Raw genomic sequence first — 18,916 nt, 5'->3', positions numbered from 1 at the left:
GTGCCTCCAGACTAGGCCGGGAAATGGTCCGCTAGAAGATCCATTGCTGGTCAATTCCACAGGTCCAATCCACACTGGCGCTTTCTTCCCTCCGAGACCGCCATGGCCACCGTACTGCCCTTCGACGCCGCCGGCATCCACCTCGACCCCGCCCAGGGCCTGGCGCGCCAGCTCTACGCCGCGCTGCGCGAACGGATCCTCGACGGCCGCCTCGGCAGCCGCACGCGGATGCCCGCCAGCCGCGAGCTGGCCCAGGCCCTGAAGGTCTCGCGCAACACCGTGGTGCGGGCCTATGAACAGTTGCACGCCGAGGGCTATATCGACGGGCGCACAGGCGACGGCACCTACGTTGCCGAGTTGCAGGAAATCCCAGGCAGGGCCCCTGCCGTCGCCCCGAGCGCTCCCGCGCCACGCGGCCCGGCGGCCCTGGCGCCGCCTCCGGAAGGCGCGCCGCGAGCGTTCCGCGTCGGCGTGCCGGCCTTCGACCTGTTCCCCTTCGACACCTGGGCGCGGCTACAGGCGCGCTTCTGGCGCAACCCGCCGGCGGACTGCCTGGGCTACGGCGACCCGGCCGGCGAGGCGCGCCTGCGCGAGCTGATCGCCGCCTACCTGCGCAGCGCGCGCGGCCTGCGCTGCGAGGCGGAACAGGTGATCGTCACCCATGGCGCGCAGCAGGCCATCCGCCTGTGCGCCCAGGTGTTGCTCGAGAACGGCGATCCGGTGGCTGTGGAAAACCCCGGCTACCGCGCGGCGCGCCTGGCCTTCGCCGCGACCGGCGCGGTACCGCACGGGATCGACATCGACGCCGAGGGCCTGCGCAGCGACCGGCTCGCGGGCATCGCCGGCTGCCGCCTGGCCTATGTCACGCCGTCACACCAGTACCCCACCGGCGTCACCCTGTCGCTGGCGCGGCGCCTGGAGCTGCTGGAGTGGGCCGAGCGCGCCGACGGCTGGATCGTCGAGGACGACTACGACGGCGAGTATCGCTACAGCGGTACGCCGCTGGCGCCGCTGGCCGCGCTGGACCGACAGGGCCGGGTGCTCTACGTCGGGACCTTCTGCAAGATCGCCTTCCCGGCGTTGCGCCTGGGCTACCTGGTGGTCCCGCCGGCGCTGGTCGAGCGCTTCCGCCAGCGGCGGGCCATCGAGGTACGCCATTCGGAGGTGGGCACCCAGCGGGTCATGGCCGACTTCATCGCCGAGGGGCATTTCCAGCGCCACGTCCGCCGCATGCGCCGCGCCGCCCGCGCCCGCCGCGACGCCTTGCTGCGGGGCTGGCCAGAGGCGCCGGGTTGCCAGCCGTTGCCGGCGGTGGAGGCGGGGCTGCACCTGTGCGTGCGGGTCGACAGCCTGGCGCGGGAGCGGGCCCTGATCGCCGCGGCGGCAGCCGCCGGGGTGGAAGTCAGCGCCTTGAGCGACTACTGGATGGACGACTCCAGCGTTGCGCCAGACGACCGCGCGGGCCTGGTGCTGGGCTTCGCGGCAGTACCCGAGGCGCGTATCGACGAGGCGCTGCGGGCGTTGCGCAAGGCCTGGCGGCGGGAGGCCCTGGTTGGACCCGTCGTCGCGACTGACTAGAATGCCCCCGGATCACCCTCGCGCCCAGGAGTAGCCATGAGTGTCGCCCTTTCCGCCGCGCCCGAGCGCAAGCTCGCCGCCCCCCTGATCGCCTTCGCCCTGCTGGTGCTCGGCGGGCTGTTCCTGTTCAACGCGGTCAGCGCGCGCCAGGCCATCCTCTTCATCGTCGGCGGCGCCCTGGGCCTGACCCTCTACCAGGCCGCCTTCGGCTTCACCTCCGCCTGGCGGGTATTCATCCGCGAACGGCGTGGCGCCGGGCTGCGCGCGCAGATGGTGATGCTGGCGCTGGCGGTGCTGCTGTTCTTCCCGGCGCTGGCGGCGGGCAGCCTGTTCGGCCAGCCGGTGAGCGGTTTCGTCTCGCCGGTCGGCACTTCGGTGATCGTCGGCGCCTTCATTTTCGGCATCGGCATGCAACTGGGCGGCGGCTGCGCCTCCGGCACCCTGTTCACCGTCGGCGGCGGCAACGCGCGGATGCTGGTGACCCTGCTGTTCTTCATCCTCGGCTCGCTGATCGCCACCCAGCATGTCGGCTGGTGGTTCGCCCTGCCGTCGCTGCCGCCGATCTCGCTGGTCGCCGAACTGGGCCTGGCACCGGCGCTGGTGTTGAGCCTGGCGGTGTTCATCGGCATCGCCGGGGTCACGGTACGCATGGAGAAGGCCCGCCACGGCACCCTGGAAACCCCGCCGAGCGCCGAATGGCGCGGCTGGCGGCGCTTCCTCCGCGGCCCCTGGCCGCTGGTCTGGGGGGCGCTGGCGCTGGCGCTGCTCAACTTCCTCACCCTGTACCTCGCCGGACGCCCCTGGGGCATCACATCGGCCTTCGCCCTGTGGGGCGCGAAGATCGCCCAGGGCGTGGGCCTGGACGTCGGCGCCTGGGCCTTCTGGCAGACGCCGGCGAACGCCAAGGCGCTGGCCGCGCCGCTGTGGGAAGACATCACCAGCGTGATGGACATCGGCATCGTCCTCGGCGCGCTGCTCGCCGCCGGCCTGGCCGGACGCTTCGCGCCGAACCTGGACATCCCGCGCCGTTCGCTGGCGGCGGCGGTGATCGGCGGGCTGCTGCTCGGCTACGGCGCGCGCCTGGCCTATGGCTGCAACATCGGCGCGTATTTCAGCGGGATCGCTTCCGGCAGCCTGCATGGCTGGTTGTGGTTGGTGGCGGCGTTTGCCGGCAACAGCGTCGGGGTACGGGTATTGAGGCCTTATTTCTTCCCGGAGGAGCGGCGGGAGCAAGGGTTGACGGGGTGTTGAGAGGGGATATGCCTTCGTAGGACGTATGACGCGGACGTTATCCACAGGTGAGCGCAGCCACACAACACCTTGGCAACGGGGAAGATCTGCGGGCCGTTAGTGGATGGTGAAAAAAAGAAGGGACACCGCAGGTCGCCGTGTCCCTCAGAGTGTAGAGAGGGAAAGTTGGTATCCCTCTCGACCGGTGAGCGTGGCGCCGTGGCTGGGCCGGGGCGCCGGGTATAAAAGAAGGGATGAAGGGTATCCATCCCTAAAGGTCGAGGGGGTAGTACTCCCCCTCTACCGGTGAGCCTTCTTCGATCAGCTGTGCTGCGGCCCGGCTGCGTCGACAGCCAGACCTGGGCGCGCTCGATCTCGTATCGGATCAGGCGCGCAGCGGAATCAGGCGCGGCGCGATCATGTTTTCCGGCAGCAGGATGTCGGCCAGGGTGGCCTCGTCCAGCAGCTTTTCCTCGCGTACCAGTTCCAGTACGCCGCGGCCGCTCTCCAGGGCGGTCTTGGCAATCCGCGTGGAGTTCTCGTAGCCGATGTACGGGTTCAGCGCGGTGACCAGGCCGATGCTGTGCTCGACCAGTTCGTGGCAGCGCTCGACGTTGGCGGTGATGCCGGTGATGCAGTGCTCGCGGAGCATGTCCATGGCGCGTTGCAGCAGGCGGATCGAGTCGAAGATCTTGTAGGCGATCAGCGGCTCCATCACGTTCAGTTGCAACTGGCCGCCTTCGGCCGCCAGGGTCAGGGCGAGGTCGTTGCCGATCACTTCGAAGGCGACCTGGTTGACCGCTTCCGGGATCACCGGGTTGACCTTGCCCGGCATGATCGAACTGCCCGGCTGGCGCGGCGGCAGGTTGATCTCGTTGATGCCGGTGCGCGGGCCGCTGGAGAGCAGGCGCAGGTCGTTGCAGATCTTCGACAGCTTGACCGCGGTGCGCTTGAGCATGCCGGAGAACAGCACGAAGGCGCCCATGTCGGAGGTGGCTTCGATCAGGTCGGCGGCCGGTTTCAGCGGCTGCCCGCTGATGGCGGCCAGGCGCTCGACGGCGAGCTTCTGGTAGCCGGGGTCGGCGTTGATGCCGGTGCCGATGGCGGTGCCGCCGAGGTTCACTTCGGTGAGCAGCTCCGGCGCCAGGCGACGCAGGCGATCGAGGTCTTCGCCGAGGGTGGTGGCGAAAGCGTGGAATTCCTGGCCGAGGGTCATCGGCACGGCGTCCTGCAATTGGGTGCGGCCCATCTTCAGTACGCCGGCGAATTCGACGCCCTTGGCGGCGAAGGCCTGGATCAGGCTGTCGAGGCTGGCCAGCAGGGTGTCGTGGCCGAGCAGCAGGCCCAGGCGGATGGCGGTCGGGTAGGCGTCGTTGGTCGACTGCGCCATGTTCACATCGTTGTTCGGGTGCAGGTACTTGTACTCACCCTTGGTATGGCCCATGGCTTCCAGCGCGATGTTCGCGATCACTTCGTTCGCGTTCATGTTGGTGGAGGTACCGGCGCCGCCCTGGATCATGTCCACCACGAACTGCTCGTGGAAATCGCCGCGGATCAGGCGGGCGCAGGCCTCGCTGATGGCGGCGTGCTTGTCTTCCGGGAGATGGCCGAGCTGACGGTTGGCGTCGGCGGCGGCCTGCTTGACCATGGCCAGGGCAACGACCAGCTTCGGGTAGTGCGACAGCGGCACCCCGGAGAGGCGGAAGTTGTTCACGGCGCGCAGGGTCTGGATGCCGTAGTAGGCGTCAGCGGGCACTTCGAGGGTGCCGAGCAGGTCTTTCTCGATACGGGAAGATGCAACGGGGGACATGACGGGATTTGTCTCAGAGGGACACGGCCAGTGCCGCGATGCCCACTAGACTAAGGATGTGACGATTTCGTGGCCAATGCTGTTAAACGCTGCCTCATGCACAAACGGCATAATGTTGGATGTGACGCTGGTATGATGGCGGACGTGTCGTTGCATTACCGGAGCCTTTCCCGTCGTGAACCTCGAACTGAAGTGGCTGGAGGATTTCATCGCCCTGGCCGGCACCCGCAGCTTTTCCCAGGCGGCGGAGAAGCGCTTCGTCACCCAGCCGGCCTTCAGCCGGCGCATCCGCAGCCTGGAGGACGCCCTCGGCCTGACCCTGGTGAATCGCCAGCGCACGCCGGTGGAACTGACCGAGGCCGGGCAGCTGTTCCTGGTCACCGCGCGCAGCGTGGTCGAGCAGCTCGGCCAGGTGGTGCGCCACCTGCACCACCTGGAAGGCGGGCAGGGCGAGGTGCTGCAGTTCGCCGCCGCCCACTCGCTGGCGCTGGGCTTCTTCCCGCAGTGGATCGCGCGGCTGCGCAACGAGGGGCTGAACATCGCCAGCCGGCTGATCGCCACCAACGTCGGCGAGGCGGTGCATTCCCTGCGCGAGGGTAGCTGCGACCTGATGCTGGCGTTCTACGACCCTGACGCCGCGTTGCAGATGGATCCGGAGATCTTCCCCTCGCTGCACCTGGGGCGCACCGAGATGCTGCCGGTCTGCGCGGTGAACGCCGAGGGCCTGCCGCTGTTCGACCTGGAGAACGGCCAGAGCGTGCCGCTGCTCGCCTACAGCGCCAGCGCCTTCCTCGGCCGCGGGGTCAACCTGCTGCTGCGCCAGCGCAACCTGCGTTACACCACGGTCTACGAGACGGCGATGGCCGACAGCCTGAAGAGCATGGCGCTGCAAGGCATGGGCGTGGCCTGGGTGCCACGGCTGAGCGTGGTCAACGAACTGGAGCGCGGCGAGCTGGCGATCTGTGGCGGGCCGCAATGGTTCGTGCCGCAGGAAATCCGCCTGTACCGCTGCGCGCTGGTACGCAAGGCGGCGATCCGCCTGCTCTGGCGCAAGCTGGAAGGCGGGCTGGGCAGCGTCGAGTAGACAGGCAAGGGCGGCGTCGGGGCGCCGCCCCGCAGGTCACATCTCGAGGACGATGCGCCCCTCGATCTGCCCGGCGCGCATCTGGTCGAGGATCTGGTTGATGTCGTCCAGCTTGCCCGGATGGATGGTCGCCTTGACCAGGCCTTCGCCGGCAAAGTCGAGGGCTTCCTGCAGGTCCGCGCGGGTGCCGACGATGGAGCCGGCGATGTGCAGGCCCTTGAGCACCACGTCGAAGATCGGCGTCGGGAAGTCGCCCGGCGGCAGGCCGACCAGGGCGATGGTGCCGCCGCGGCGGGCCATGCCGATGGCCTGGCCGAAGGCGCTGTTGGATACCGCTGTGACCAGCACCCCGTGGGCGCCGCCGATGTCGCGCTGGATCGCCTCCACCGGGTCTTCCTGCCGGGCGTTGACCGTCAGGCTGGCACCGAGCTTGCGCGCCAGTTCCAGCTTGGCGTCGTCGATGTCGATGGCGGCGACGTGCAGGCCCATGGCCCTGGCGTACTGCACGGCGACGTGGCCGAGGCCGCCGATGCCGGAGATCGCCACCCACTGGCCGGGGCGCGCGTTGGTCTGCTTGAGCCCCTTGTAGACGGTGACGCCGGCGCAGAGGATCGGCGCGATTTCAGCGAATTCGACGTTTTTCGGCAGAATTCCGACGTAGTTCGGGTCGGCCAATACGTATTCGGCATAGCCGCCGTTCACCGAGTAGCCGGTGTTCTGCTGGCTCTCGCAGAGGGTCTCCCAGCCGGTCAGGCAGTGCTCGCAGCAGCCGCAGGCGGTGTACAGCCAGGGGATGCCGACCCGGTCGCCTTCCTTCACCCGGGTCACTCCGCTGCCCACCGCGGCGACGTAGCCGACGCCTTCGTGACCGGGAATGAACGGCAACGGCGGCTTCACCGGCCAGTCGCCCTCGGCGGCGTGCAGGTCGGTGTGGCAGACGCCGGAGGCTTCGATCTTCACCAGTACCTGCCCGGGGCCGGGCAGCGGAACCTTGACTTCCTCGATCCGCAGCGGCGCGCCGTAGGCGTGCACGACCGCGGCTTTCATGGTCTGTGGCAGGGTCATGGTCATCTCCTTGGACGGGGCTGAGCGCCTGTCGCGGTGCCTTTGACGGGCACCGCGACAGGCTGCGGAACCGGCGCGGCCGCCGCTCCCTCGGAGCGCGCCGCGACAACCAGTCTGGCCGCTCGTGGCAGGCGCGCATTGAGTTGCGGCAAGTTTCCCGCCATGGCGCGAAAAAACGGGACGGACGGTAGCCCCCGGCGCGCGCCCGGCCTGCCTTTGCGGTATACTGCGCCGCCTTCGAACCGGCACTGCCCGCCGGCTCGGCCCAGTACAAGCCACGCCCCTCGACGAAGCGTGGCTTGTTGGTTTCTGACGCGCCGGACGGCGCATTTGAGAGAGGCACGACGATGAGCGCACTGGTTGGCGTGATCATGGGTTCCAAATCGGACTGGAGCACCCTCAGTCACACCGCGGACATGCTGGACAAGCTGGGCATCCCCTACGAAGTGAAGGTGGTTTCCGCCCACCGCACCCCGGACCTGCTCTTCCAGTACGCCGAGGAAGCCGAAGGCCGCGGCCTCGAAGTGATCATCGCCGGCGCTGGCGGCGCCGCCCACCTGCCGGGCATGTGCGCGGCCAAGACCCACCTGCCGGTACTCGGCGTGCCGGTACAGTCGTCGATGCTGTCGGGTGTCGACTCGCTGCTCTCCATCGTGCAGATGCCCGCCGGCGTACCGGTCGCCACCCTGGCCATCGGCAAGGCCGGCGCGGTCAACGCGGCGCTGCTCTCGGCGAGTATCCTCGGCGCCAAGCACCCGCAGTACCACGAGGCGCTGAAGCAGTTCCGCGCCAACCAGACCGAAACCGTGCTGGACAATCCCGACCCGCGCGATGCGTGAGACAGGCTCTGAGAAGGTAAGGCTCGAACCATGAAAATCGGTGTCATCGGTGGCGGCCAGCTGGGCCGCATGCTGGCCCTGGCGGGAACCCCGCTGGGCATGAACTTCGCTTTCCTCGACCCGGCGCCGGACGCCTGCGCGGCCTCCCTGGGCGAGCACATCCGCGCCGACTACGGCGACCAGGAGCACCTGCGGCAACTGGCCGACGAGGTCGACCTGGTGACCTTCGAGTTCGAGAGCGTGCCGGCGGAAACCGTGGCCTTCCTCTCCCAGTTCGTGCCGGTCTACCCGAACGCCGAGTCGCTGCGCATCGCCCGCGACCGCTGGTTCGAGAAGTCGATGTTCAAGGACCTCGGCATTCCCACCCCGGACTTCGCCGACGTCCAGTCCCAGGCCGACCTCGATGCCGCCGCGGCCGCCATCGGCCTGCCGGCGGTGCTCAAGACCCGCACCCTGGGCTACGACGGCAAGGGCCAGAAGGTCCTGCGCCAGCCGGCCGACGTGCAGGGCGCGTTCGCCGAACTGGGCAGCGTGCCGTGCATCCTCGAGGGCTTCGTGCCGTTCACCGGGGAAGTCTCGCTGGTGGCGGTGCGCGCCCGCGATGGCGAGACGCGTTTCTACCCGCTGGTGCACAACACCCACGACAGCGGCATCCTCAAGCTCTCCGTGGCCAGCAGCGGGCATCCGTTGCAGGCGCTGGCCGAGGACTACGTCGGCCGCGTGCTGGCACGGCTCGACTACGTCGGCGTGCTGGCCTTCGAGTTCTTCGAGGTGGACGGCGGCCTGAAGGCCAACGAGATCGCCCCGCGCGTGCACAACTCCGGGCACTGGACCATCGAAGGCGCCGAGTGCAGCCAGTTCGAGAACCACCTGCGCGCCGTCGCCGGCCTGCCGCTGGGCTCGACCGCCAAGGTCGGCGAGAGCGCGATGCTCAATTTCATTGGCGCGGTGCCCCCGGTGGATCAGGTGGTCGCCGTCGCCGATTGCCACCTGCATCACTACGGCAAGGCCTTCAAGAACGGCCGCAAGGTCGGCCACGCCACCCTGCGCTGTGCCGACCGGGCGACGCTGCAGGCGCGCATCGCCGAGGTCGAGGCGCTGATCGAGGCGTGAGCGATTGCCGTCCGCCCATCCTTGGCTTGGCGGGCGGCACTGAACCCAAGGCTTTTCTACACTGTCCCATGGCAGGCGCAATACATGCGCATACACCCGTAAGGAGGGACTGTCATGGGATTAATCGGAACCATCATCGTCGGACTGATCGTTGGTCTCGTTGCACGCTTTCTGAAGCCAGGTGACGACAGCATGGGCTGGATCATGACCATCCTGCTCGGCATCGGCGGTTCGCTGCTGGCCACCTACGGCGGCCAGGCGATCGGCTTCTACCAGGCCGGCCAGGCGGCCGGTTTCATCGGCGCGGTGGTCGGCGCCGTCGTACTGCTGGTCATTTACGGCCTGATCAAGAAGAATTGATGGCTCTGGCCGGCCCCCGCGGGGGCCGGCGTTTCCTCACTTCGCCGGTATTCCCGCCATCATGCGCCGCTTCCCGTTCGCCCGCCTGTTGCTGCTCGCCCTGTTGTCCTCACCCCTGGCCCACGCCGAACTGCCCGAGACCGACTGGCTGGAACTGATGCCGCCGGCCGACCGCAAGGCGCTGGAAGAAATGCCCGACATCATTCACGACACCCCGGAGGCCGCCGGCACCTTCACCAGCAAGGGTGGCCTGAAGCAGTCGGACCGAAAGATGCCGGCGGTGATGTATTCGGCCAAGACCGTCGCCAGCCTGGATGGCAAGGCGATCCGCCTCGGCGGCTACCCGGTGCCGCTGGAGAACGACGCCAAGGGCCGCGTCACCGAATTCTTCCTGGTGCCCTATCCGGGCGCCTGCATCCACGTGCCGCCGCCGCCGCCGAACCAGATCGTCCTGGTGCGTTATCCACAGGGGCTGAAGCTGGCCGATATCTACACCCCGCTGTGGGTCAGCGGCACGCTGAAGATCGAGCAGGTGAGCAATGACCTGGCCGATGCCGCCTACGCCATCGACAAGGCGCAGGTGAAGGTAGTGGAGGAAGCGGACCTGTAGGGCCGCACCTGCGCAACGGCCCATGGCGGACGACGCGAGCCGCTCCGTCCGCTCGCCGACCCGCTCAGGGTCGTTTCAGCGGCTCGCTCCAGATCTGCACGCCAAAGCTTTCGCTGCGCCCGGGGGCGACCACCATGAGGTCGTCCCAGACCCGCCCGGTCTCGATGCAGAGCATCTGCTGCCAGGCGTCGTCGGCGAACTGCGAGAGACGCCGGGACTTGTCCACCCAGGGGTTCCAGACCACCGCCGAGCGCGAGTCGAGGGCGTGCAGGTGGATGCTGCGTTCCCAGCGCGGGTCCTTGATCAGCAGGTCGCGTTCGAGACCGAGGTAGATGCGGTCCAGTTCGCCTTTGACCCGTACCGCGCCGTGCTGAGTGCGTTCTTCCCAGTTCTCCAGGGTCTCGATGTAGCGCGCGCCTTCCAGGCCCTCGATGGCGATCTCGCGGCTGTCGCTGACCGCGAAGTAGGTGTGCAGTGCCTGGCTGAGCACCAGCGGCTTGCTGCCGAGGTTCTCGCTGGTGAGTCGCAAGGTCAGGCGCTCGCCGAAGCGGAACAGCATGCGCAGCGCCGCCGGGTGCGGCCAGCCGGGGAGGCCATCGGGGGCGTCGAGGCGGAAGCTGACGCAGAGGTCGCCGTCCTCCTCGGCGATGTCGTCGATTTCCCAGTCGACCGCCCGGACCAGCCCGTGGGCGGGCGCCTTCAGGCCATCTTCCACCTGGCCGCGGACTTCCTGCGGGTTGCGCTCCAGCGGACCGAACCACGGCCAGCACACCGGCACCCCGCCGCGTACCGACTGCCCGCGCCGGTAGCCGGCCTCGTCGCTGAGCCAGACCAGCGGCGGCTGTTCGTGGGGCTGGTAGCTGAGCAGTTGCGCGCCCTGCTGGGCGATCAGCGCCTCGCCATGGGCGGTGTGGATGCGCCAGCAGGCCAGGTCGTCGACCTGTACCTGTTCGACGCGGTTGATCGGGCTATCGGTGCTCATGGCGGTCTCCGGGAGGCGAATGGATGGCAGCAGTATCACCGATCCATTTTATCGCCGGCAGTTCCCCCGGATAGCGCCAACGAAGACGCGGCCCGTAGGCCGCGTCGGTTGTTGCCGGTGGTTCAGGCCGCGCGGAACAGGTTGTGCGGGTCGATGACGAATTTCTTCGGCACCCCGGCGTCGAACTCGCCGTAGCCTTTCGGCGCATCGTCGAGGGTGATGACTTCCACCCCGACGATGTCGGCGATCTTGATCCGGTCCCACATGATCGCCTGCATCAGCTGGCGGTTGTACTTCATCACCGGGGTCTGGCCGGTATGGAAGCTGTGCGACTTGGCCCAGCCCAGGCCGAAGCGGATGCTCAGGGCGCCGTGCTTGGCGGCCGCGTCCACCGCGCCCGGGTCTTCGGTGACGTACAGGCCGGGGATGCCGATCTTGCCGGCGACCCGGGTGATGCCCATCAGCGAGTTGAGCACGGTGGCCGGGGCTTCCTGCTGCGAGCCCGAATGGCCGTGGCCGCGCGCCTCGAAACCGACCGCGTCGACCGCGCAGTCGACCTCCGGCTCGCCCAACAGAGCGGCGATCTGTTCGTGCAGCGGGGTGTCCTTGGACAGGTCGGCGATCTCGAAGCCCTGTTTCTTGGCGTGGGCCAGGCGGGTCGGGTTGACGTCGCCGACGATCACCACCGCCGCGCCGAGCAGGCGTGCCGAGGCCGCCGCGGCCAGGCCGACCGGACCGGCACCGGCGATGTAGACCGTGCTGCCCGGGCCGACGCCGGCGGTGACCGCGCCGTGGTAGCCGGTGGGGAGGATGTCCGAAAGGCAGGTCAGGTCGCGGATCTTCTCCATCGCCGCTTCGCGGTTGGGCAGTTTCAGCAGGTTGAAGTCGGCGTAGGGCACCAGCACATATTCGGCCTGGCCGCCGACCCAGCCGCCCATGTCGACGTAGCCGTAGGCGCCGCCGGCCCGCGCCGGATTGACCGTCAGGCAGACGCCGGTGTGCTGTTCCTTGCAGGTACGGCAATGGCCGCAGGCGACGTTGAACGGTACCGAGACCAGGTCGCCGATCTTCATGGTTTCCACGCCACGCCCGATCTCCACCACCTCGCCGGTGATCTCGTGGCCCAGCACCAGGCCTTCCGGCGCGGTGGTGCGGCCGCGCACCATGTGCTGGTCGGAGCCGCAGATGTTGGTGGAGACCACCCGCAGGATCACCCCGTGGTCGATCTGCCGGCCCTGCGGGTCCTGCATCTTCGGATAGGGAATGTTCTGCACCTCGACCTTGCCCGGGCCGAGATAGACCACACCACGATTGCCAGACATACGCGTTTCCTCTTTGTCGTTGTGGGTACAAATGCGCGGCGTCCACGGCCGCGCGGCTTTGCACTGGAAAGTCGTCTGTTGCGCGACAGGGCCGGAGAATGCTGGCAGCCGGCGGGCTGTCGGTGTTGCTCGGGACGCGAGGCCGTGGGAAGCGCCCCTCTCCCTGGCGCTCTTCCTTCAGCGAGGGTTGGGGAGAGAGGGCGCGCTTACAGCACCACGGTCCGATTGGCGTTGAGGAATACCCTCCGCTCGATGTGGTAGCCCACCGCCCGCGCCAGGGTCAGGCACTCGATGTCGCGGCCCTTGGCGATCAGGTCCTCGGGGTAGTGGGCGTGGTCGACCGTCTCGACGCCCTGGGCGATGATCGGCCCTTCGTCGAGGTCGTTGTTGATGTAGTGGGCGGTGGCGCCGACCAGCTTCACGCCCTTCTGGTAGGCCTGGTGGTACGGCTTGGCGCCCTTGAAGCCGGGCAGCAGGGAGTGATGGATGTTGATCGCCCAGCCGTCCAGGCGCCGGCACAGTTCCGGCGACAGCACCTGCATGTAGCGAGCGAGGATCACCAGCTCGGCGCTACTCTCTTCGAGCACCTGCCAGACCCTGGCTTCCTGGGCCGACTTGTCGTTCGGGTCGAGCGGGAAGTGGTGGTAGGGAATGCCGTGCCAGCGCGCCAGCGGCTCCAGGTCCGGGTGATTGGAAATCACCGCCACCACGTCCATCGGCAACTGGCCGATGCGCTGGCGGTAGAGCAGGTCGTTCAGGCAGTGGTCGGCCTTGGAAACCATGATCGCCACCTGGCTGCGGTAGCCCGGCGCGGTCAGCTCGGTACGCATGCCGAACGGTGCCACCCGTTCGGCCAGTCCGGCGCGGAAGGAGGCTTCGTCGAAGCCGTCGCCGGCGCGGAACTCCACGCGGATGAAGAAGCGTTGCGCCAGGCGGTCGTCGAACGAGTGGTGCTCGGTGACGTAGCAGCGCTGCTCGAAGAGGTAGCGCGTCACCACGTCGACGGTGCCCAGCAGGCTGGGACTGTCGGCGGTGAGGATCCAGGTGTCGGGGGTACGGCTCATCGCGAGGCTCCGGGTCCGGTATCCCCTCCCGGGGAGCGGGTAAGGCTGCTCATGCCGCTACCTGCAGGCCGTATTCGGCGCTGGCGTCCTGCAACCAGAGCCAGAAGTAGTCGGCGAAGCTGCGGCGCACGACCAGCTCCCAGGTGTCCTCGCCGGTATGGCGGATCACGCATTGCGACTTGGCGAAGATGCTGCCGACCGCCTTGCCCACCGGGAAGTTGCTCGGATGCACGTCGTAGCTGGTGGATTTCATCAGCAGTTCGCGGACGTTCGCTCCGCTCAGTTCGAGCAGCGTCTGCCCGCCGCTGACGTTGACCACCGCGTAGTGCAGCTCCTCGCCCAGGGCCTGGCGCAGGCGCTGTTCGACGGCATATTCCTCGCCGCCGGGGACGATCAGCAACCATTCGTCCGGGGCCAGCCATTGCAGCGAGGTCTCGCCGCTGGCGACCAGGGTCAGGGCCACCGGCAGTTCCAGGCCGAGGGCCTGGTGCACGGCGGCGGCGAAGGCCGGGTCGGCGGCATCGCCGCGCAGCACCAGGTGGCCGAGCAGCTTCTTCTCGCGCAGGACGATACCGGCCTTCGCGGCGGTCTTGCCGGCGAGCTTGTGCAGCTCGGCATGGTGCAGCGGCGATTCGGCGTGGACGCCGGGTTCGGGGCGTTGCTGGTAGACGTTTGCCTTGCTCATTCGTTTTCACCTTGGGGCGCCGCGCGCCCTGGTAGCCTGTCTGCCTTCTCCCTTCGGGGAGAGGGCCGGGGAGAGGGGCGAGCCCCTCTCCGGTCAATCCACGTTCTGCCGTTCCCCTTTCGGGTCGTAGAACACCGAGGAACAGATCTCCGCCTCGATGAAGCGGCCGTCCGCCAGCGGCGCGTAGACCTTCTGGCCCATGCGCTTGAGGCCGCCTTTCACCACCGCCAGGGCGAAGCCGTGGCCGAGGCTGGCGCTCATGTAGCTGGAGGTGACGTGGCCGACCATCTTCATCGGGATCGCCTGCTGGGTGTCGAACACCAGTTGCGCGCCTTCGGGCAGTACCTCCTGCGGGTTGCTCGGCCTGAGTCCGACCAGTTGCTTGCGATCCTCGCGCAGGCAGTCGGCGCGGTTCATGCCGCGCCAGCCGATCCAGGAGAACGGCTTGCTGCGGCCCACCGCCCAGCCCATGTTGAGATCGTCCGGGGTGACCGAGGCATCGGTGTCCTGGCCGACGATGATGAAGCCCTTCTCGGCGCGCAGGACGTGCATGGTCTCGGTGCCGTAGGGCGTCAGGCCGTACTTCGCACCGTGCTCGGCGAGCGCTTCGAGCACGCCCATGGCGTAGTCGGCCTGGACGTTCACCTCGTAGCTCAGCTCGCCGGTGAAGGAGATGCGGAACACCCGCGCCGGCACCCCGGCGACCTTGCCTTCCTTCCAGGTCATGAAGGGGAAGGCATCCTTGCCCAGGTCGATGTCGGTGACTTCGGCGAGCAGCTTGCGGCTGTTCGGGCCGGACAGGGTGAGGGTCGCGTAGTGGTCGGTGACCGAGGTGAAGTACACCTTCAGCTCCGGCCATTCGGTCTGGTGGTACAGCTCCAGCCACTCCAGTACGCGGGCGGCGCCGCCGGTGGTGGTGGTCATGACGAAGTGGTTGTCGGCCAGGCAGGCGGTCACGCCGTCGTCGAAGACCATCCCGTCTTCCTTGCACATCAGGCCGTAGCGCGCCTTGCCGACGTCGAGCTTGGTCCAGGCGTTGGTGTAGACCCGGTTGAGGAACTCCCGCGCGTCCGGGCCCTGGATGTCGATCTTGCCCAGGGTCGAGGCGTCGAGCAGGCCGACCGCCTCGCGCACCGCGCGGCATTCGCGGGCCACTGCGGCGTGCATGTCCTCGCCGCGGCGCGGGAAGTACCACGGCCGCTTCCACTGGCCGACGTCCTCGAACTCGGCGCCGTTCTTCACGTGCCAGGCGTGCAGGGCGGTGAAACGCACCGGTTCGAACAGGTGCCCGCAGTGGCGGCCGGCGACGGCGCCGAAGGTCACCGGGGTGTAGTTCGGGCGGAACATGGTGGTGCCGGTGTCGGCGATGCTCTTGCCCTGGGCCCGCGCGGCGATCGCCAGGCCGTTGATGTTGCCCAGCTTGCCCTGGTCGGTGCCGAAGCCCAGCGCGGTGTAGCGCTTGACGTGCTCGATGGACTCGAAGCCCTCGCGGCAGGCCAGTTCGATGGCGGCGGCGGTGACGTCGTTCTGCGGATCGACGAACTGCTTCGGTGCGCGTGCCGTGGGCTTCTCGTGGGGCACCTGGAACAGCGCGACGGGTGCTTCCTCGCGGCGCGGCTGGACCTTCGGCAGGCTGCCGGCGGCGGTCTTGTAGCCGGCGTCGAGGGCGGCGCGGCTCCCGGCCTGGTAGCCGTCGGCGAGCACCTCGGCGAGCCCGAACACGCCGTTCACGGCGCCGGCGCAGATGCGTTTCTGCAGGCCTTCGCCGGGGACGAAGGCGAGGATTTCCTCGCGCCATTCCGGCTTGCCGCCCAGGTGCGAGGCCAGGTGCACGACCGGGCTGTAGCCGCCGGAGCTGGCGATCAGGTCGCAGTCCAGCCATTCGCCGCCGCTGGCGCGCATGGCCTGCAGGTCGATCCGGGCGACCTTGGCGCCGCTGACCCGCTTGCCGCCGCGAGCCTCGATCACCGAACTGCCGGTGATCACCCGCATACCGCGTTGGCGTGCTTCCTCGACCCACTCGCCGCGCGGATTGGCCCTGGCGTCGGCGATGGCCACCACTTGCAGGCCGGCTTCCTGCCAGTCGAGGGCGACGCGGTAGGCGTAGTCGTTGTTGGTGGCCAGCACCAGTTTCTTGCCCGGTGCCACGCCGTAGCGCCGTACATAGGTGGAAACCGCGCCGGCGAGCATGTTGCCGGGCAGGTCGTTGTTGCCGTAGACCAGCGGCCGCTCATGGGCGCCGGCGGCCAGTACCACGCGCTTGGCGCGCACGCGGTGCACGCGCTGGCGGACCTGGCCGAGCGGGGCGACCTCGCCGAGGTGGTCGGTGCGCCGCTCGTGGATGGTGAGGAAGTTGTGGTCGTGGTAGCCGTTGACCGTGGAGCGCGGTAGCAGGATGACTTCCGGCAGGCCTTGCAGCTCGGCCACGGCGTCCGCGACCCACTCGGCGGCGGGCTTGCCGTCGAGGGTCTCGCGGGTGTCCAGCAGGCTGCCGCCGAACTCTTCCTGCTCGTCGGCGAGAATCACCCGCGCGCCGCTGCGAGCGGCGGCGAGGGCGGCGGCCAGGCCGGCCGGGCCGGCGCCGACCACCAGCACGTCGCAGTGGTGGTTCATCCAGTCGTAGCTGTCCGGATCGACCTCGGTCGGCGCGCGGCCCAGGCCGGCGGCCTTGCGGATGTACTTCTCGTAGGTCATCCACATCGACTGCGGGTACATGAAGGTCTTGTAGTAGAAACCGGGCGGCATCAGCTTGCCGCCGACCTTGCCGAAGATTCCCATCAGGTCGTTCTGCACGTTCGGCCAGCCGTTGGTACTGGTGGCCACCAGGCCGCCGTAGAGGGCCTGCTGGGTGGCGCGTACGTTGGGGATCTGGGTGGCTTCGCGGGAGCCGATCTGCAGGATCGCGTTGGGCTCCTCGGCGCCGGCGGCGACGATGCCGCGTGCCCGCGAGTACTTGAAGCTGCGGCCGACGATGTCGACGCCGTTGGCCAGCAGCGCGGCGGCCAGGGTGTCGCCGGCATAGCCCTGGTAGTGCTGGCCGTTGAAGCTGAAGGTCAGCGGGCGGTTGCGGTCGATGCGGCCGCCGCTGGACAGGCGATTGATCTGGCTCATGCCGGTTCCCCTTGTACGGCGGGTTTCTTCTCACCGTCGGCGACGACGCTGGGCTGCTCGCCGATCAGGTAGGTCTCGAGGATCTCGTAGGTCACCGTATGGCGGGTGACGTTGAAGTACTTGCGGCAGCCGGCGGCGTGCACCCACAGCTCGTGATGGAGGCCGCGCGGGTTGTCGCGGAAGAACATGTAGTCGCCCCATTCCTCGTCGCTGCAGGCGTTCGGGTCGAGCGGGCGCGGGATGTGGGCCTGACCCTTGGCGTGGAATTCCTCTTCGGAACGCAGTTCGCCGCAGTGGGGGCAGAAGATATTCAGCATTTTGTAGCCTCCGGAAACTGTTCTTGCCGGTTGACCGGCACCCTCTCCCTGAAGGGCGAGGGGCAGCGGATTTCGCCCTTCGGGCGGCTTTTGTCAGTGCGCCACTGCCGCCGCGCCGTGCTCGTCGATCAGCGCACCGCTGTGGAAGCGTTCGATGGAGAAGGGCGCGGCCAGCGGATGCGGTTCGCCCTTGGCCAGAGTGGCGGCGAAGACGTTTCCGGAGCCGGGAGTGGCCTTGAAGCCGCCGGTGCCCCAGCCGCAGTTGAAGAACAGGTTCTGCACCGGAGTCTTGCCGATGATCGGGCAGGCGTCCGGGGTGGTGTCGACGATGCCGCCCCACTGGCGGTTCATGCGTACCCGCGAGAGCACCGGGAACATCTCGACGATGGCTTGCAGGGTGTGCTCGATCACCGGGTAAGAACCGCGCTGGCCGTAGCCGTTGTAGCCGTCGATGCCGGCGCCGATGACCAGGTCGCCTTTGTCCGACTGGCTGATGTAGCCATGCACGGCGTTGGACATGATCACGCTGTCGATGATCGGCTTCAGCGGCTCGGAGACCAGCGCCTGCAACGGGTGCGACTCCAGCGGCAGGCGGAAGCCGGCGAGCCTGGCCATGTGCCCGGAGTTGCCGGCGGTGACCACGCCGACACGGCGCGCGCCGATGAAGCCGCGGTTGGTCTCGACGCCGATCACCGCGCCGTCCTGCTTGCGGAAGCCGGTGACTTCGGTCTGCTGGATCAGGTCCACGCCGAGGGCATCGGCGGCGCGGGCGAAGCCCCAGGCCACCGCATCATGGCGGGCGACGCCGCCGCGACGCTGGATGGTCGCGCCCATGATCGGGTAGCGGGTGTTCTTGCTGCAGTCCAGGTAGGGAATCTCCTCCGCCACCTGCTGCGCGTTCAACAGTTCGCCGTCGACGCCGTTGAGGCGGTTGGCGCTGACCCGGCGCTCGCCGTCGCGCATGTCCTGGAGGGTGTGGCAGAGGTTGTAGACCCCGCGCTGGGAGAACATCACGTTGTAGTTGAGGTCCTGGGACAGGCCCTCCCACAGCTTCATCGCGTGTTCGTAGAGCAGCGCGGACTCGTCCCACAGGTAGTTGGAGCGCACGATGGTGGTGTTGCGCGCGGTGTTGCCGCCGCCCAGCCAACCTTTCTCGACCACCGCCACGTTGCTGATGCCGTGTTCCTTGGCCAGGTAGTAGGCGGTGGCCAGGCCGTGCCCGCCGCCGCCGACGATGACCACGTCGTAGACCGGCTTCGGCGTGGGCGTGCGCCACATGCGTTGCCAGTTCTCGTGATGGCTCAGTGAATGCTTTAACAGGCCGAAGCCGGAGTAGCGTTGCATGTGGATGCTCCTGAACTGTTGCTCCCTCTCCCGCGGAGAGGGTTGGGCCGGGGCGCGTCGGGCTCCCCGACCGTCTTCGGGGGGCTCAGCGATAGACCGGGAAGTCCGCGCAGAGACCGGCGACCTGGGTGGCGACCTTGGCTTCCACGTCGGCATCGCCGAGGTGGTCGAGGATGTCGCAGATCCAGCCGGCCAGCTCGCGGCTTTGCGCTTCCTGCAGCCCGCGGGTGGTGATGGCCGGGGTGCCGATGCGGATGCCGGAGGTGACGAACGGGCTCTGCGGATCGTTCGGCACGGCGTTCTTGTTCACCGTGATGCCGACCCGGCCGAGGGCGGCGTCGGCTTCCTTGCCGGTCAGGCCCTGGCGAACCAGGCTGATCAGCATCAGGTGGTTGTCGGTGC

The 18,916-nt window shown here is 68.3% G+C and carries 16 protein-coding genes and 1 pseudogene; 7 read left to right on the top strand and 10 right to left on the bottom strand.

What is annotated here, in order from left to right; all coding sequences use genetic code 11:
• Positions 1-102: 102 nt before the first annotated feature.
• Together HMPREF2914_RS12385 and HMPREF2914_RS12380 are read left to right on the top strand one after the other, a co-directional pair.
• Positions 103-1,578 carry a MocR-like pyridoxine biosynthesis transcription factor PdxR gene (locus HMPREF2914_RS12385; protein ID WP_023092781.1) on the top strand — a complete coding sequence of 492 codons (1,476 nt, stop codon included), beginning with the start codon at positions 103-105 and terminating at the stop codon, positions 1,576-1,578.
• Positions 1,579-1,614: 36 nt separating this feature from the next.
• Positions 1,615-2,829, top strand: a complete 1,215-nt coding sequence (locus HMPREF2914_RS12380) for a YeeE/YedE family protein (RefSeq protein ID WP_023980366.1) — start codon at positions 1,615-1,617, stop codon at positions 2,827-2,829.
• Positions 2,830-3,193: 364 nt separating this feature from the next.
• On the opposite strand, the gene aspA is transcribed toward HMPREF2914_RS12380, so the two are convergent.
• Entirely contained in the window at positions 3,194-4,618 is a 1,425-nt protein-coding gene (aspA, locus tag HMPREF2914_RS12375; protein WP_003096822.1) for an aspartate ammonia-lyase, read from the bottom strand.
• 175 nt (positions 4,619-4,793) lie between these two features.
• On the opposite strand from aspA, the gene HMPREF2914_RS12370 reads away from it, so the two are divergent.
• A complete protein-coding gene (locus HMPREF2914_RS12370; RefSeq protein WP_003122350.1) occupies positions 4,794-5,702 on the top strand; it encodes a LysR substrate-binding domain-containing protein in 909 nt (302 codons plus the stop codon).
• Positions 5,703-5,738: 36 nt separating this feature from the next.
• On the opposite strand, the gene adhP is transcribed toward HMPREF2914_RS12370, so the two are convergent.
• Positions 5,739-6,767 (bottom strand): alcohol dehydrogenase AdhP, encoded by a 1,029-nt coding sequence (adhP, locus tag HMPREF2914_RS12365; protein ID WP_003111449.1) that lies wholly within the window; start codon positions 6,765-6,767, stop codon positions 5,739-5,741.
• Positions 6,768-7,114: 347 nt separating this feature from the next.
• Here adhP and purE point away from each other — a divergent pair, with 347 nt between their 5' ends.
• From purE to HMPREF2914_RS12345, 4 genes are all read left to right on the top strand, one after another.
• Positions 7,115-7,606: a 5-(carboxyamino)imidazole ribonucleotide mutase gene (purE, locus tag HMPREF2914_RS12360; RefSeq protein WP_003106314.1), complete on the top strand. Its 492-nt coding sequence runs from the start codon at positions 7,115-7,117 to the stop codon at positions 7,604-7,606.
• 30 nt (positions 7,607-7,636) lie between these two features.
• Complete coding sequence (locus HMPREF2914_RS12355) at positions 7,637-8,719, top strand: 5-(carboxyamino)imidazole ribonucleotide synthase (protein ID WP_003142082.1); 1,083 nt, start codon at positions 7,637-7,639, stop codon at positions 8,717-8,719.
• A 114-nt stretch (positions 8,720-8,833) separates the two neighbouring features.
• Positions 8,834-9,079, top strand: a complete 246-nt coding sequence (locus HMPREF2914_RS12350) for a GlsB/YeaQ/YmgE family stress response membrane protein (protein ID WP_003096795.1) — start codon at positions 8,834-8,836, stop codon at positions 9,077-9,079.
• Positions 9,080-9,140: 61 nt separating this feature from the next.
• Positions 9,141-9,689 carry a DUF3299 domain-containing protein gene (locus tag HMPREF2914_RS12345; protein ID WP_003142080.1) on the top strand — a complete coding sequence of 183 codons (549 nt, stop codon included), beginning with the start codon at positions 9,141-9,143 and terminating at the stop codon, positions 9,687-9,689.
• 64 nt (positions 9,690-9,753) lie between these two features.
• Here HMPREF2914_RS12345 and HMPREF2914_RS12340 read toward each other — a convergent pair whose 3' ends face one another.
• The 8 genes and pseudogenes from HMPREF2914_RS12340 to glyA form a co-directional block, all read right to left on the bottom strand.
• Complete coding sequence (locus HMPREF2914_RS12340; protein WP_003142078.1) at positions 9,754-10,710, bottom strand: D-hexose-6-phosphate mutarotase; 957 nt, start codon at positions 10,708-10,710, stop codon at positions 9,754-9,756.
• Between the two features lie 83 nt (positions 10,711-10,793).
• The gene (gene fdhA, locus HMPREF2914_RS12335; protein WP_003096788.1) at positions 10,794-11,993 is read right to left on the bottom strand and encodes a formaldehyde dehydrogenase, glutathione-independent; all 1,200 of its coding nucleotides are present in this window, start codon (positions 11,991-11,993) and stop codon (positions 10,794-10,796) included.
• Positions 11,994-12,199: 206 nt separating this feature from the next.
• Positions 12,200-13,057 carry a formyltetrahydrofolate deformylase gene (gene purU, locus HMPREF2914_RS12330; RefSeq protein ID WP_023092779.1) on the bottom strand — a complete coding sequence of 286 codons (858 nt, stop codon included), beginning with the start codon at positions 13,055-13,057 and terminating at the stop codon, positions 12,200-12,202.
• 49 nt (positions 13,058-13,106) lie between these two features.
• Positions 13,107-13,742 carry a sarcosine oxidase subunit gamma gene (gene soxG, locus HMPREF2914_RS12325; protein ID WP_003096784.1) on the bottom strand — a complete coding sequence of 212 codons (636 nt, stop codon included), beginning with the start codon at positions 13,740-13,742 and terminating at the stop codon, positions 13,107-13,109.
• Positions 13,743-13,835: 93 nt separating this feature from the next.
• Positions 13,836-16,853, bottom strand: coding sequence for a sarcosine oxidase subunit alpha (locus HMPREF2914_RS12320; protein ID WP_023092778.1), 3,018 nt, complete (start codon positions 16,851-16,853; stop codon positions 13,836-13,838).
• A complete protein-coding gene (locus tag HMPREF2914_RS12315; RefSeq protein WP_003096781.1) occupies positions 16,850-17,170 on the bottom strand; it encodes a sarcosine oxidase subunit delta in 321 nt (106 codons plus the stop codon). Before HMPREF2914_RS12315 ends, HMPREF2914_RS12320 begins: the two co-directional genes overlap by 4 nt.
• Before the next feature lie 93 nt (positions 17,171-17,263).
• Entirely contained in the window at positions 17,264-18,514 is a 1,251-nt protein-coding gene (locus HMPREF2914_RS12310) for a sarcosine oxidase subunit beta (protein WP_003096779.1), read from the bottom strand.
• An 85-nt stretch (positions 18,515-18,599) separates the two neighbouring features.
• Positions 18,600-18,916 (bottom strand): annotated as a pseudogene (gene glyA, locus HMPREF2914_RS12305) (serine hydroxymethyltransferase); the annotation flags it as partial.

It is taken from the genome of Pseudomonas sp. HMSC067G02, assembly GCF_001813485.1.
GTDB lineage: Bacteria > Pseudomonadota > Gammaproteobacteria > Pseudomonadales > Pseudomonadaceae > Pseudomonas > Pseudomonas aeruginosa.
This window is presented reverse-complemented; position numbering and strand designations above follow the sequence as displayed.